Below are 15,486 nucleotides of genomic sequence, written 5' to 3' on the forward strand. Positions count from 1 at the left end.
AGTGATTCAGTTTTTAGGAATTAGGAATGAATACACGAAATCAATTAATCTTATGATTTTTTGTTTTTCAAGAATTCATCGTATTGTTTTTGCATTTCTTTCAATACTTTATCGTAGGCACCTTCAGATTTCAATTTTTCCATCAATTCTGGAATAGCTTTGTCTGGGTCTACAGTACCAGTGTTGATAGCTGTATCGAATTGTTGCATTGTGTTAGAGATTGCTGAGATTTCAGATTTCACATTGTCAGTGTTAAAGATGAATCCAAGTGCTGGAGATTCTTTAGCTTCAGCCAATTGTTTCTTAGAATCTTCGATTTGTTGGTCTGTAACGTTTTCATTGATGTAAAGAATCCAGTTGTTACCAGTATTCCATCCACCCATGTGAGTGTTTCCTTTGTAGCCATCAAGGACTTTAACACGGTTTTCTTTACCTGCAAGTTTTTCCCAGTTCTTGCCTTCTGGACCGTAAACAAGACCGTTCAAGAGTTCTGGGTTAGTGTTCAAGAGATTCAACACTTCCATTGATTTTTCTTTGTTCTTAGAGTTGTTTGAGATAACAAAGTTAGCAACTTGTGTTGTTTGGTTTTTCTTGATGAAGTTAGTGATTGGTTTGATTTGGATATCTTTGTTGGCAACACGTGAAAGCAAGCTGTTACCATAGTCAGCTGGTCCTACTGTTTCTTCACGAACGAACCAAGTATCTTGTTGAAGGTCAAATGAAGTATCGCTTGTTGCTACGTCTTTTGGAATGTATCCAGCTTCATAGAATTTGTGAAGAGTCTTCAAGTGTTCTTTAAAGCGAGGCACTTCGTAACGGTTTACGATCTTAGTAGTGTCCCCTTCAAGGTCGATAACGAATGGAAGTCCATTTGGAACTGGGTAGTCAAAGTTATCAGATGGGATGAAGTTCTTAGTAACCGCAAATGGTACTACATCTGGAGCTTTTTCTTTGATTTGTTTCAAGACTGGTTCAAGTGTTTCGTATGAAGTGACACCTGAAATATCGATACCGTATTTAGCAAGAAGAGTTCCGTTGAAGGCGAAGTTTTGAGATGATGCAACGTTGGCTGCAACTGGAACTGCGTAAATTTTACCGTTAATGCTGTTACCCTTGATGTAAGCTGGGTCAAGTGCTTTGTAAAGGTCTTTACCTTCTTTTTTGTACAATTCTGTCAAGTCAGCATAAGCACCTTTTTGAGCATTTACAACATAGTTAGATGCAAATGCGATATCGTAGTTTTCACCAGATGATGTGATAACTGACATTTTCTTATCATAGTCACCCCATCCAAGGTATTGGATATCCAATTTAGCACCAACTTTTTCACCGATGATTTTGTTAGCATTTTCTAGCAATTCATCCAAGTTATCTGGTTTGTCACCGATTTGGTACATTTTGATAACAGTCTTATCACCTGAAGCTGAGTCAGCAGCCTTTTTGTTACCTGAAAGGTTTCCACAAGCAGCGAGACCAGCAGCCAAAGCGACTACACTAGCAGATGCAAAAGCATATTTTTTCCAGTTTTTCATGACAAAAACTCCTTTTTTTATTTTTAAACTTATAAACAATGTAATGATCTTATACTCAATGAAAATCAAAGAGCAAACTAGAAAACTAGCCGCAGGCTGTACTTGAGTACGGCAAGGCGACGTTGACGCGGTTTGAATTTAATTTTCGAAGAGTATTAACTTCACACAAGGGAAGTTGGGAACTGAGAAATATTTTTTCTCAACAAGCACTATTCTTTCACACCACCGATAGTCAAACCTTTTACAAAGTAGCGTTGGAAGAATGGATACAAGATTGCGATTGGAAGGGTTGCGACCACAACCATGGCCATACGGCCTGTTTCTTTCGGTAGTGCAACGCCCAGTTGACCAGAGAGGCCGACCGCTTTGGCGATGTAGTCCATATTTTGCTGGATTTGCATGAGCAAATATTGCAATGGATACAAGTTGTCACTCTTGATGTAAAGAAGGGCGTTGAACCAGTCATTCCAGAAACCAAGAGCTGTTAAGAGCGTAATGGTTGCGATACCTGGTAGTGACAATGGCAAACAGATTTGGAAGAAGATCCGAGCCTCACTAGCACCATCGATACGAGCGGACTCAAGAATGGCTTCTGGAATGGTCTTCTTGAAGAAGGAACGCATCAAGATGATGTTAAATGGTGAGAGAAGCATTGGAACAATCAAGGCCCAAACAGTGTCACCAAGTTGAAGTAAACGAGTTACCACGATATAGCCCGGTACCAAACCAGCGTTGAACAACATACTAAGAAGGGCAAAAATCGTAAAGAATCTGCGATACTTAAAGGTTGTCCGTGAGATGGCGTAGGCATAAGTTGTTGTGATAAAAACATTTGTGATAGTACCCACTACTGTTACAAAGACTGAGATGAAGAGGGCTTGTAGGATTTTATCCTTAAACTGTGCCAAGAACTCAAAACCGTCTAAACCAAATTGAGATGGGAAGAAGCTATATCCATTTTGGAGGATACTCTTTTCATCTGTCACAGAGATAACAATAACAAATATAAAGGGTAGGATACAAGAGAGGGCAATCAAACCAGAAATGGTACTAAAGAAGATATCTGCTTTCTTACTGAAGGAGTGAATGCCGACATTATCAATTTTTTCTTTTTTAATTTTCTTTTCTGCCATATTCTCCTCCTTTCTAGAACAAGGCTGAGTTTGGATCAACTCGTCTTGCAAGTAAGTTTGATAGGATAACCAGAATCAAGCCGACAACTGATTGGTAGAGACCTGCTGCTGAAGCCATCCCGATATCCGCTGTCTGAGTCAAACCGTTATAAACATATACATCCAAAACGTTGGTTACGTTATAAAGCTGACCAGCATTGTGGGGGATTTGGTAGAAGAGACCGAAGTCTGCACGGAAGATGTTTCCGACTGCAAGGATGGTCAATACAGTTACCAATGGTGTCAACTGCGGAATGGTTACATTGCGAATTCGTTGCCATTTGCTGGCTCCGTCCACTGTCGCTGCTTCGTAGTAGGTTGGATCAATTCCCATGATTGTCGCATAGTACATGACACTGCTATATCCAAAGCCTTTCCAAATACCTAGGAAAAGTAGGAGATATGGCCAGATACCCAAGTCAGCGTAGAAATTGATTTCCTTCATCCCGATAGACTCTAGGAAATGGTTGAACACCCCTTTATCAATGTTTAGGAAGGCATCTGTAAAGAAACTGATGATAACCCAAGACAAGAAGTAAGGGAACAACATGGAAGTTTGGAAGATTTTAACCATTCTCTTAGAACGGAGCTCACTGAGGATAATGGCAATCCCTACTGATACAATCAAGCCAATAAAGATAAAGCCAAGATTGTAGAGGACAGTATTTCGTGTGATAATAAAGGCATCTCTTGAACTAAATAAGAATCTGAAATTATCTAGTCCGACCCATTTACTATTCATGATACTATCTATGAAACCATTACTGGTCATGTGGTAGTCTTTAAAGGCAACCACGTTCCCAAATACTGGAATGTAGAAGAATAGAATCAACCAGAGCGCCCCTGGCAAAACCATCAAGAGAAAGATCCAGTTGTCTCTCAAGGTTTTTGAAAACTTATTCATAATTTCCTCCCTTTTTTATTTTGATATCCATCTAAAAATTCCTTTTTAGACTTTTGATAACGATTACATTATTAGTATACTCCTATTTGAAGATTAGGTTAAACTACTAATTATAGAAAAAACTCCACAAATTATTTTATGTGGAGTACTTTTGAAGAAAGGGATGTTTCACGGGAAACACTCTGAACAAGGGACACTGTTCTTGTTTTTAAGTTGTATAAATCGTCGATGCGGTCGCAATGGTATGCCACTGGTTGGCTGTTGTGGCTGCGAAGTCCTTGTCTGCGTAGAAGTCAGTAAATGGTAAGATTTCCACTTCTAGCTCATCGATACGGTCCAGCTGACCAGCCAGATAAGCCTCGATACGACTTTCTGCTCGCTTGATGCGTTGCAAGAGTCCGCCCATACGGATATCAACTGTGTCCAAGCCAAAGACCTTGTTTTCCTTCAACCATTGGTGGCTAAAGAGGGCATGGAAGTCTTCAATTTGGCTTCTGAGTTCTGGTAATTCTTGTCTGGCAATTTCTTGCAGACTTTCCTTATCATCCGCTTGATAGGCTTGACGAATGCGTCGTCCCACATCCACTTTGCTACTTAAAATTTGGTTCAACTGGGCCTGAGTTTCAAAGAGATAGGCATAGTTCCCAGCTTTTTCTTTAATGTCAGCAAGCGTCTCAGCAGCCTGAGCGAAGTGCGGTTTGTCCTGTTCAGGTGTCATGTGTCGGTCAAGGATTGGACAGAGAACATCCTGATAAAAGACATAGCGGTTAGGGTTGATGCCACTGAGATTGCCCGGTAGGTCTGGTAAAAGGTTGGCAAGGTCAATCTGCATAAAATCTTCAACCGAAAGACCTGTATTAGTCTGGAAGTGAGCAGACAAACGGTCTAGGCCATTGCCGTAGCTGAGTTCTGCCCAGATTTGCAAGCTTGGTAGGACAGCGAATTGGGCTGTTTCCCCACCATTATCTCCCCAACCTGTCACGATAACTTCTTTGATATCATTGGCACGACAGGCCTTATTGGCTTCAAGAGCGATGAGACGGCTAAAATGGTTATTGGGTGTGAAACCAATCCACTTCCAAGCACCACCTGCAAAGGCAAGGTCATGGCTAATCTTGTGATGGTTGCGGAAGTTGCGATTGTATTTTTCCTCGCTATCCTGATAATAGTCCCAGTAAACCAAAGTTACTCGATCTTTGAGACGGTCTAGGTAGACACGAGTTTCTTCTGGAATTTCCACATCACGATCGTACTGGCCATCTGCTGACATGAGTTTGAAGAACATATCGCTCCACATCTGGCAGTGGAAACCATATTTGTCAGCAATATCCAGCACGCGCTCCAAGTGTTGGCACATAAGGAGACTACGGTCCACAACACCGTTCAAGATCAGGTAGCGTCCCAAACCAACCAAGTGGGCTTCGTCCATCCCGATATTGACCTTGCGAGTTTGTAGTTTAGATAGAGTAGCAAACATGCCATCAATCAGGTCATAAACCTTTTCTTCGCCAATGAGAAGAATGTCCTCTACATCACGGAGCTCCTGGACTTCTTTGACACCCCATTTGACGAAGGCTGACAAGTGGGCCAAGGTCTGGATACAAGGCACAAAGGTCATGTCAAACTGCTGGGCATAGGCTTCGATTTCCTGCAATTCCTCAGCTGAGTAGGCTCCACGGAAATAGCCAAAGTAAGGCTGCCCTTCAATCTGGTAGGTGTCTTCCATGTAGAGCTCAAAGGTTGAGTAGCCCATGAGAGCCAATACCTCAATCATCTGCTTGGCAGAGGCTACATTCAAAACTGCATTGCGCGAACAGTCTGCCATGTAGGCTAGATCCTCGTAAGCTGCCTGTTCTTCAATCGCTACTTTGTTACCTTCTACTAGAGCCGTTGCCAACAAGGACAAGGCGCGATAGAGTTGGTGAGGTTTGTCATAAATTAGTTGATAGTGCCCACTTTCACCCTTAATAGAGATAGACGCTTGATCAGACTGAGTGACTGCCACTTCCACATCTGGTAAAGAGATATGCTTTGTCAGCAAGTCGATAGCCTGCGTTTGTTTGGGACTAAGTCCTGTAAATCTTACCATTGATTTTCCTCCTGTAGCCAATTGACAAGGGCACCGTAGAGATTGGCATCTGCGTGATAGGTGCAGGCTTGAATAACAGGTGCGACCGTGTATTCTTCGTAAGTATCGACAAAGTCTTCAACAGCTTCCTTAACACCTTGGATAAAATCTGAATTTTGACTGATAGAGCCTCCCAGACTGATGACATCTGGATCGATGAGATACTGGATATTGAGCAAGCCTTGCGCCAGATTGCGGTTCATGCGCTCAATAGCTTCTTGACAAAGGGTATTACCTTCTTTAGCTTCTTGGTAAATCTTGCGACCGTCCCAGTCAGTCTGACCAGACTTTTCAATCACGTATCGCACCATATTTCCAGTTGACGCTAGTTGCGACCAGTTGTTGAGCTTTTCAGCAGGGGCAAGGGTGGTCATGTAGCCAAATTCTCCACCCAGACCGTGGCGACCTCGATGAAGTCTACCATTGATAATCATGGCTCCGCCAATCCCTGTCCCAATCACGACACAGGCTGTATTTTCAAGTTCTGGATGAGCCAGTAATTCACTGAGTCCAACGCAGTTGGCATCATTTTCTAGATGGATAGGAATCTGATAAGAGCTAAGCGCCTCATACCAAGAAAATCCGTGAATGTAGGGTACCGCACTGAAGCCATCAATCACACCTGTCTCTTGATTGACCGCGCCTGGAACGCTCATAGCAATCCCACTATAATCCTGTTCTGACAAACGTTGATCTAGCCAAGCTAGTAAGTCCTCCAAGTTTTCAGGCGTTGGGATACTTGTCCTATCTAGTATTTTCCCATCAGGAGTCAGACTGGCAAACTTAATCCCAGTCCCTCCGATATCAATTGTTGCAATGGTCATTGTTTTTACCATAAAAAGGGGCGAATCAGCAGTTAGTTCTTACCTTTTCGCCCCTCCTTTCTCTTTATGTTTACTTTTTGAAATTAAATTTCTTCTTTTTTGATGAATTCTGTACGAATCTCTTGTGGTGAAATGAGGCCTCTATGAACGGGATATGGTCGTTCAAGTAGGTCAAGGAAGAGATGTTGACTTTCCGGTACACGCACATTTTCACTACACATATTGTAGTAACGAAGGACATAGCCTTCTTCATTTTCAGCTACCTTAAAGGCTGTTGGACAGATTTGCGGTATGCTGAGAACAGAATGGCTCAAGAGGATACCATTCGCAGCCACGCTGCCTTCTTGTCTAGCAAGCTGAAGGCTAGTAAACGGTGTCTGCAAGGCTTTAGCACGACGATAGGCTGAGAAGCGTTCTTGGGCTTGGTGGCATTCAAGCGCAAACTCGACTTCAAACTCACGCAAGCATTGTGCTTCTGGTGTTGGGAAGTAACCCCAGTCACCTAGCTCACCTGACGCACGCAGAATGGTCACTGCAATAGTGTCGTCTCCAAGGATTTCGTATTCATTCAATCCCTTGTTGGATACAGTCACCCCTTTTTCATCGTCATACAGACTAACAAAGGCTTGTTGGTGTTGAGGATTTTCAGGATTTTCCCATGAAGTTGCTGGCTTGTTTGGTCGTGTCACCACCTCATAGATGCTTTCAGAATCATTGCTTGGACGCGTGTTATGAGTCTTGACCAAAAGACGGATACGGTGGTCTTTGGCAGTGTTAGTAAAGCGAGTTTTAAAGCGAATTTGTGGATTATCAACGAAGATAGTCATCTCAGTTTCAAGAGGAATGCTTGTCAATTCTTCTGAACGTCCAGCTTCACGCTTCATAAACTCGATGATGCCTTTTTGCTCTTCTTCTAGCTTTTCATCCGCACTGACAGGCACGGTCAATTCATGTTTGAGCAAGATTTTAGCATAGCGAGCTGTGTTTTCCAAAACCTCGTAGCCCTTAAGCTCTGCAAAGATTGGCTCTGTTCCTTTTGGTTGGAAATAGATATACTCATTTCCGATATCCCCACGGTCTTCGAAGCGGATAAAGTCTTCGTAGGCTTCGTGAGTTGTCTTGTCATAAACTGTGATGTTGTCATCCACACTCACCGTTACAAATGGCGTATCAATCACTCCGTTTTGGTAAATGCCTTCACGGTGTTCTTGCTCTCCTTCCAGCAATTGGAAGGTTGTCCAAGAAAGCGGTGCTAGGTGAACTGGAATGGTCACGCGCACTTGACGGGCAATACGAGCTTGGCGGAACTTGTCTTTTGGTAAATCATACTCAAAATTAGCCCCAATGTCTTCGATTTTAGCCTCTACAGGACGACCATCCAAGTCCTCCACACGATAACTTGGCAAGGTTAAGGCAGCCATCTTCTTGTAACCTTCTGTTGGGTGCAATTCCTTGAAATCACAAGTCGCAACATCAATCACTGTGCTGACAGTATCAACCTTATCATGCAAACCTGTGTTAATGACAGTAAAGAGATAATCACTTTGAGCCTTAGCTGTAGCGATTTTACCCTTCCATTCGTTAAGAAGATTGGTCTTAACAAAGTTTCCTACTTGGTTGACCTTGGCAAAACGAGTTTCCATCTCGCGGTGAACTTCGTCCACGCTACAGCCACAGATGCTATCATGCGGTGCATTTTGCAAAAGAGTTTTCCAAGCATAGGTCAACTGGTCCTTATGGTTATGACCCCCAGTGATAATCGTCAAGGGTTCTACAACTTGCTCTAGGAGGTTGCTATTTTCTTGGAAGGCTTGTTTGAGATAAATACGAGATGAAGAAGTGTTGGCAAGTGTGTACCAACCATCTGTTTCCTGACTGGTCAACTCACCTGTAACCGTTGATAACTGCTCTGGCAGGGCACTTTCCACGGCTTGGACATATTCATCAAAAGAACTATGAACAAAGGTTACATCTGGGAAGAGTTCATTTGCCACACGAATGGCTTCACTCAAATTTTTCTGGACAGGCTGGTGGTCACAGCCGTTCATCATCAACCATTGGTTAGTCGAAGCATAGGCACGCACATCTGACAATTTTTGTTTCCAGAAGGTCAAGGCCTCATCTTTGTCAACTGGGATTTCATTCCCATTACTATACCAGTTGGCAAAGAGGATCCCGAGGACACGACTACCATCCGCACCCTGCCAGTACATTTCTGAAAACTGGGAAGTAAACTGCTCATCTTCGAGAACTTGGTTGTCAAATCCAATCGGTTTCACACCACGACCAAAGGCTGCCACGTGAATGCCTAATTTTTGAAGGATTTGAGGAGCTTGTCCCATATTTCCAAAAGTATCTGGGAAGTAACCAATTTGAGTAGATTTGCCCCATTTTGCACATTCTGCTTGACCAATCAAGGTATTTCGGACATTGGCTTCACTTGAAATCAAGTAGTCATCCTGCAAGATGTAAAAGGGACCAATTTTGAGTTTGCCTTGGTCGATGTATCGTTGAACCTTGTCACGATTTTCAGGGCGAATTTGCAAGTAGTCGTCAAGGACAATAGTTTGACCATCCAAGTGGAAGCTCTTGAACTCAGGGTCATTTTCAAATAGATCAAAGAGATTGTCAAATAATTCCACCAACTGCATACGGTGGCTTTCAAAAGGCAAGTACCACTCACGATCCCAGTGACTATGTGAGATAATATGTACGACAACATTTTCCATGAAGTAAAACCTCATTCTAAATTTAAATTTTTATTGTTAACGTTTTAAATGTAAATTTGTGATTCTTTCTAAGAATCAATTGAGCGAAAACATGCTCCTTAACGGATATCCAAGTAATCCAAGACCAATTCACAAAACATCATGTTGGCCCAAGAGAACCATTCACGAGAATAAAGAGTTGGGTCATCTACGTGGAAGCTTTCATGCATAACACCTGTACCACCATCGCAAGCAACCAGCTGATCCAGCAAGAATTTCTTCTCTGCCTTATCTCTTGTTGTCAAGCCTTGGATAGAAAGGGCGATTGGCCAGATATAGCGATAGAAGGTATGAGAACTTCCAAGACCGCTAGCGTATTCTCCTTGGTAGAAGTATGGATTTTCAGGGCTCAGAATGGTACGACGAGTTGCTTGATACACTTCATCATCGACCGAACAGTAACCCAGATAAGGTGCAGCCAGCAGACTTGGTACGTTTGGATCATCCATGATGCTAGCATTTCCTAAACCATCCACTTCAAAAGCATAAATCTTTTCGCCCTTGCTATTGGTCGTGTAGGCATAGTTTTCGATCCCTTCTTGGATTTCAGCCTGGAGGCGCTTGGCATCAGCAATAATGCTCTGGCTATCAGCCAGATCTAATGCTGCGAAGATTTCTTGCACATAACCCAAGACTACTACAGCAAACATATTTGACGGAATCAAGTAACTATACTGACAGCAATCATCACTCGGACGAAAGGCTGACCAAGTCATACCTGTCACTGCAAAATCAGGTCCAAAGCCATCATTTACCAAGGTGTCTTCCTTACGATCGGTATCTCGGACAAAACGATAAGGAGAGTTCTTGTGGTCTTGTTCCACTGTCCAAAGATGGAGAATTTCCTTAGTCGCTGCGACAAAAGTCTCATTAAACTGGCTAGTCTCGCCAGTTTCTTTCCAAAGGAGATAAGCCAACTGCAAAGGATAGCAAAGCGAGTCCACCTCATACTTGCGTTCCCAAATCCAGCCATTAAGGTCTGTGTGGTCAGTCTCGTGGTGCCCCTTCCAGTTTTCCTCAATGTTAAAAGAGTTGGCATATGGATCCTTGAGAATCAAGGTCATCTGACGTTTGACCAAACCTGCAATGGTCTGACGCAGGAGGGCATCTCTTTTAGCCACATGCAGGTAGGGTCTGAGTTGGGCTGTCGAATCTCGAAGCCACATAGCAGGAATATCCCCTGTCAAGACAAAGGTTGAACCATCTTCTAGGATTTCAACCGTATTGTCCAAGGTGTCTGTATAGCAACGCTCAAAGATATCCACCCACTCTGGATGGTCCTTGGCCCGCTCTGCTACTTCATCTAGCCATTCTCTAACAATTTCTTTTGAATAAATCATCGTGCAGTATCCTCTTTCAAACAAGTTTCATTTTCAGTATATAGCTTTTGAGACAGAAAATACATACACAAATGATAGTCATTTTTCTACAAAATAGTTATCTTTGAAGCTCCTTTTCTAAAGGCCCTCTTTTTCTGATATAATGTAGAAAAACAGCTAAAGGAAAGACTATGAAACCACTACTTGAAACCATCGATACCCGCTTTGGAACTGCTAGCAAGCATGCCTTCTCTCGGGGAAATACCCTGCCATACACAGGAGTTCCTTTTGGGATGAATTACTTTGTGCCCCAGACCAGTGACCGGGAGGGAGCTTGGTTTTTCGATCCGCATCTGCCTATCTTTCAGGGGATTCGATTAACCCACCAGCCCAGTCCTTGGATTGGGGACTACTCTTGGCTCCTTCTGACACCTGTCACAGGCCAGCTAGGTGGAGACTGCGTCTTTCACCGCCAGTCTTCCTATGATATCGAAAAAGCCTCTTTCCAACCTCATTATCTGAAGATTTTCTCCCTGCGCTATCAGATTGAAAGCCAGCTCACACCGACTTGCTACGGTGCTTCTATTCGTTTGGAACAAAAGCAAGGCAAAGCCCTCTCCCTCTATCTTCACGCAGCAGATGAGCTGACCGTGGAGCAAGTAGATAAGCGAACTCTTGCCCTGCGACAAGAAGGAAAAACTGAGACCAACAAAAATTCACTGATACTGTTCACTGCCCTGAAAATGAATACGGGTATTCTTGCTGTCAGCCAGGAAGGGAGAGACTGGCGAATTGACTTAGCAAGTAGCCATACTGAAATTCAGCTAGCCACTTCTTTCATCTCTCCTTCTCAAGCACTGCTTAATCTACCTCAAAAGGACTTTGACAGCTGTAAATCAAGTGCACAAGCGAACTGGGAAAATCTCCTCCATCGTTTTGACATTATAGAGACAGGAGAGACTGACCGAACCTTCTTTGACCACTGTCTCTACAGACTCTTCCTCTTTCCTCAGACTTTTTATGAGGTTGATGAATCAGGACAAGCCATCCACATGGATCTGGCTACTGGCACTGTCAAGCCCGGTGTCCTCTTCAGCAACAATGGTTTCTGGGATACCTTCCGCACCACCTTCCCCCTCTTTGCCCTTATCATACCGGAACACTATCACCGCTTTTTAGAATGTTTTCTCAATAGCTACCGCGATACTGGTTTCCTTCCAAAATGGCTGGCTCCAGATGAACGGGGCATGATGCCAGGTACCCTGCTAGATGGTATTATCGCAGATAGCGCCTGCAAGGACATGGCTCCCGATTTAGAGAAAGAACTCCTCCAAGCCATGCTGGAGACAGCCACCAAGTCCGACCCTCTCGGCATCAATGGTCGTCACGGACTAGCCCAATAACAAGAATTAGGTTATCTCTCTACCGACCACCACGAAAGTGTCAGTCACACTCTTGACTATGCCTATAGCGACTTTTGTATCGCCAGCTGTGCCGAAAAACTTAGTCAGAATGACATCGCGGAAACTTATAGAACTGCGTCACAAAATTACCGCCATCTATTTGATGCTGAGACAGGTTACATGCGAGCGCGAGACAATCAAGGAAACTTCCGTCCTGACTTCTCTCCCTATAGTTGGGGACGAGACTACGCTGAATGCTCTGCCATTCAAGCGACTTTAGGTGTCCTCCACGACATCCCATACTTAATCCAGCTTATGGGTGGAAAAGAAGCCTTTAGCAACTATCTTTTGAAGACTTGTCAGGAGGCCCCCCTCTTTGAGACAACAGGCTATGGTTACGAGATTCACGAAATGAGCGAAATGGCTACTGCTCCTTTTGGACAACTCGCTATTTCCAACCAACCGAGCTTCCATATTCCTTATCTCTTCCGTTACAGCAACTACCCTGACTACACTGCCCTTCTCATCAAGACTCTCCGTCAGAAAGCCTTTCATCCAAGCTGGCAAGCCTATCCTGGCGATGAAGACAATGGTAGTCTCTCTGCTTGGTACATCTGGTCAGCTCTCGGTTTTTATCCGACCTGTCCAGGAAAACCAAGCTATGATCTCGGAATCCCTCTCTTTGACCACCTCCGAATCTATCTCGCTAAAGAAGATAAATGGCTAGATATTCATACTGAGCAAAACCACAACCATTTTAACTTTGTCAAAGAATGCCGACTGGACACAACTCTAGTATCAACTATTCAACACCAAGACCTCCTAAAAGCTGATCAGCTAACCTTCACCCTCAGCTGGTTACCAAGTCAGCCGTCCACTTCCTGAAATACAAAAATCTCCTAGCAGACTTTCCTGCTAGGAGATTTTCTTATGAGAGGTACTTGCTTAAGCTTTGAAAATCGGATTTATCATCTGATGTTTATCAAACAATCTACCAATTAAGCTTCTTCGTCTTCTTTACGACGACGGCCTGCAAGACCAAGACCAAGTAATGCACTTGCGGCAGCTGCTACCATAGCTACAGTAGAATCTGCTGTACCTGTATTTGGCAATTCTTGAGCTACTTTACGCGCATTTGCTTGTGCTGATGCTGTTTGACCAGCATTAGCTGAACTTCCATTGTCTGCAGAAGGACGTTGTTTAAAGATATCTTTAGCTACGATTGTGTAAACTTTACCATCTTTAGTAATTACAGTTGCGTTTCCTGCTTTGTCGAAGATAACTTCTACTACATCAGCATTTGCTCCTTTAATCTTAGCTTTTGCAGCTTCTTTTTCTGCATCTGTTAAGTTATTGAAGTCTGCTACTGTTTCTTTTTCGAAGTCAACGTTGATGTTTTCACCATTGTTCTTAGCTGCAACATCTTTAGCATCTTTAACTAATTGAGCTGCTGGAATTGTTGCTGTCTTACCTTCTGGAGTTGTTACTGTCGCATTTCCGTTTTCGTCTACTACTACAGTTGATCCTGGGTTGACTGCTTTAATTGATTCTTTAACTTTTTCAATTTCATCAGCTGTTAATTTAGCTTTATCTCCAACTAACACTCTAGTTGCTGGTGTATTTACACCATTTTGTTGAGTTGGATCAGTTAATTTATCTTCTGGAATTACTAAGTCAAGTTCTGGGATTACTAATACTGTTCCATCACCTTTAGTAACGATTACATCACCTTTATCATTTACTACTACAGTTGATCCTGGGTTTACATCCTCTACTGCTTTCTTAACTTTTGCTTTTTCTTCATCTGTTAAGTTAGCTGGATCTTTAACTACTGTCTTAGTTGCTGGTGTATTTGCTCCATTTCCTGCATTTGCTTTACCTGCGTCTGATGCTGACTTAGTTAAGTCTGTTGCTGGAATTGTTGCTGTTTTGCCTTCTGGTGTTGTTACTGTTGCGTTTCCTTTATCGTCTACTACAACTTTAGATCCTGGGTTTACTGCTTTAACTTTATCTTCGATCGCTTTCTTCTCAGCGTCTGTTAAGTTAGCTGGATCTTTAACTTCTACCTTAGCTGCTGGTGTGTTTACTGCATTTCCTGCATTTGCTTTACCTGCATCTGCTGCTGACTTAGTTACGTCTGCTGCTGGAATTACGGCTGTATTTCCTTCTGGTGTTGTTACTGTTACGTTTCCTTTATCGTCTACTACAACTTTAGATCCTGGGTTTACTGCCTCAATTGCTTTCTTAACTTTTGCTTTTTCTTCATCTGTTAATTTGGCTGGATCTTTAACTTCTACCTTAGCTGCTGGTGTGTTTACTGCATTTCCTGCATTTGCTTTACCTGCATCTGCTGCTGACTTAGTTACGTCTGCTGCTGGAATTACAGCTGTCTTACCTTCTGGAGTTGTGACTGTCGCATTTCCTTTATCATCTACAACTACTGTTGCATCTGGATTTACAGCTTTAACTTTATCTTCGATCGCTTTCTTCTCAGCGTCTGTAAGTTTTTCTGGATTTGCTACTACTGTCTTATCTGCTGGTTTAACGATGTCGTTACCTGCATTTGGTTTAGTTGCAGCTTCTGGATCTTTCGTCAAGTCTGTTGCTGGAATTACAGCTGTCTTACCTTCTGGAGTTGTGACTGTCGCATTTCCTTTATCATCTACAACTACTGTTGCATCTGGATTTACAGCTTTAACTTTATCTTCGATCGCTTTCTTCTCAGCGTCTGTAAGTTTTTCTGGATTTGCTACTACTGTCTTATCTGCTGGTTTAACGATGTCGTTTCCTGCATTTGGTTTAGTTGCAGCTGCTGGATCTTTCGTCAAGTCTGCTGCTGGAATTACGGCTGTCTTACCTGCTGGGGTTGTAACTGTCGCATTTCCTTTATCATCTACAACTACTGTTGCATCTGGATTTACAGCTTTAACTTTATCTTCGATCGCTTTCTTCTCAGCATCTGTAAGTTTTTCTGGATTTGCTACTACTGTCTTATCTGCTGGTTTAACGATGTCATTACCTGCATTTGGTTTAGTTGCAGCATCTGGATCTTTCGTCAAGTCTGTTGCTGGAATTACGGCTGTCTTACCTGCTGGGGTTGTAACTGTCGCATTTCCTTTATCATCTACAACTACTGTTGCATCTGGATTTACAGCTTTAACTTTATCTTCGATCGCTTTCTTCTCAGCGTCTGTAAGTTTTTCTGGATTTGCTACTACTGTCTTATCTGCTGGTTTAACGATGTCGTTACCTGCATTTGGTTTAGTTGCAGCTTCTGGATCTTTCGTCAAGTCTGCTGCTGGAATTACAGCTGTCTTACCTTCTGGAGTTGTGACTGTCGCATTTCCTTTATCATCTACAACTACTGTTGCATCTGGATTTACAGCTTTAACTTTATCTTCGATCGCTTTCTTCTCAGCGTCTGTAAGTTTTTCTG

Annotated in this window: 8 protein-coding genes and 1 pseudogene; 1 reads left to right on the forward strand and 8 read right to left on the reverse strand. The window is 42.9% G+C overall.

All coding sequences use genetic code 11. The features are described 5' to 3' along the window. Positions 1-50 precede the first annotated feature (50 nt). From QM424_RS08500 to QM424_RS08530, 7 genes are all read right to left on the reverse strand, one after another. Positions 51-1,532 carry an ABC transporter substrate-binding protein gene (locus tag QM424_RS08500; RefSeq protein WP_414394221.1) on the reverse strand — a complete coding sequence of 494 codons (1,482 nt, stop codon included), beginning with the start codon at positions 1,530-1,532 and terminating at the stop codon, positions 51-53. Positions 1,533-1,741: 209 nt separating this feature from the next. Next, positions 1,742-2,665: a carbohydrate ABC transporter permease gene (locus QM424_RS08505; protein ID WP_000818349.1), complete on the reverse strand. Its 924-nt coding sequence runs from the start codon at positions 2,663-2,665 to the stop codon at positions 1,742-1,744. 13 nt (positions 2,666-2,678) lie between these two features. Continuing rightward, a complete protein-coding gene (locus QM424_RS08510; protein ID WP_084890484.1) occupies positions 2,679-3,608 on the reverse strand; it encodes an ABC transporter permease in 930 nt (309 codons plus the stop codon). Positions 3,609-3,816: 208 nt separating this feature from the next. Then, positions 3,817-5,697 carry a beta-N-acetylhexosaminidase gene (locus QM424_RS08515; RefSeq protein ID WP_414394224.1) on the reverse strand — a complete coding sequence of 627 codons (1,881 nt, stop codon included), beginning with the start codon at positions 5,695-5,697 and terminating at the stop codon, positions 3,817-3,819. Then, a complete protein-coding gene (locus QM424_RS08520; RefSeq protein ID WP_414394226.1) occupies positions 5,691-6,560 on the reverse strand; it encodes an ROK family protein in 870 nt (289 codons plus the stop codon). The genes QM424_RS08515 and QM424_RS08520 overlap by 7 nt, the downstream gene beginning before the upstream one ends. A gap of 83 nt (positions 6,561-6,643) precedes the next feature. Beyond that, on the reverse strand, positions 6,644-9,289 hold the full coding sequence (locus QM424_RS08525) for an alpha-mannosidase (protein ID WP_414394228.1): 2,646 nt from the start codon (positions 9,287-9,289) through the stop codon (positions 6,644-6,646). Positions 9,290-9,387: 98 nt separating this feature from the next. Beyond that, positions 9,388-10,668, reverse strand: a complete 1,281-nt coding sequence (locus tag QM424_RS08530; RefSeq protein WP_414394230.1) for a glycoside hydrolase family 125 protein — start codon at positions 10,666-10,668, stop codon at positions 9,388-9,390. A 170-nt stretch (positions 10,669-10,838) separates the two neighbouring features. On the opposite strand from QM424_RS08530, the pseudogene QM424_RS08535 reads away from it, so the two are divergent. Next, positions 10,839-12,935: pseudogene (locus QM424_RS08535) on the forward strand (GH92 family glycosyl hydrolase). 113 nt (positions 12,936-13,048) lie between these two features. On the opposite strand, the gene QM424_RS08540 reads toward QM424_RS08535, so the two are convergent. Continuing rightward, on the reverse strand, positions 13,049-15,486 hold a 2,438-nt coding region (locus QM424_RS08540), incomplete at its 5' end, for a MiiA motif-containing surface protein (RefSeq protein ID WP_414394232.1).

The organism is Streptococcus mitis (assembly GCF_047464945.1).
GTDB lineage: Bacteria > Bacillota > Bacilli > Lactobacillales > Streptococcaceae > Streptococcus > Streptococcus mitis_EA.

Excerpts from the sequence above, each read along its gene's own strand:
- QM424_RS08500 (WP_414394221.1), bottom strand. The coding sequence starts at position 1,532 with ATGAAAAACTGGAAAAAATATGCTTTTGCATCTGCTAGTGTAGTCGCT.
- QM424_RS08505 (WP_000818349.1), bottom strand. The coding sequence starts at position 2,665 with ATGGCAGAAAAGAAAATTAAAAAAGAAAAAATTGATAATGTCGGCATT.
- QM424_RS08510 (WP_084890484.1), bottom strand. The coding sequence starts at position 3,608 with ATGAATAAGTTTTCAAAAACCTTGAGAGACAACTGGATCTTTCTCTTG.
- QM424_RS08515 (WP_414394224.1), bottom strand. The coding sequence starts at position 5,697 with ATGGTAAGATTTACAGGACTTAGTCCCAAACAAACGCAGGCTATCGAC.
- QM424_RS08520 (WP_414394226.1), bottom strand. The coding sequence starts at position 6,560 with ATGACCATTGCAACAATTGATATCGGAGGGACTGGGATTAAGTTTGCC.
- QM424_RS08525 (WP_414394228.1), bottom strand. The coding sequence starts at position 9,289 with ATGGAAAATGTTGTCGTACATATTATCTCACATAGTCACTGGGATCGT.
- QM424_RS08530 (WP_414394230.1), bottom strand. The coding sequence starts at position 10,668 with ATGATTTATTCAAAAGAAATTGTTAGAGAATGGCTAGATGAAGTAGCA.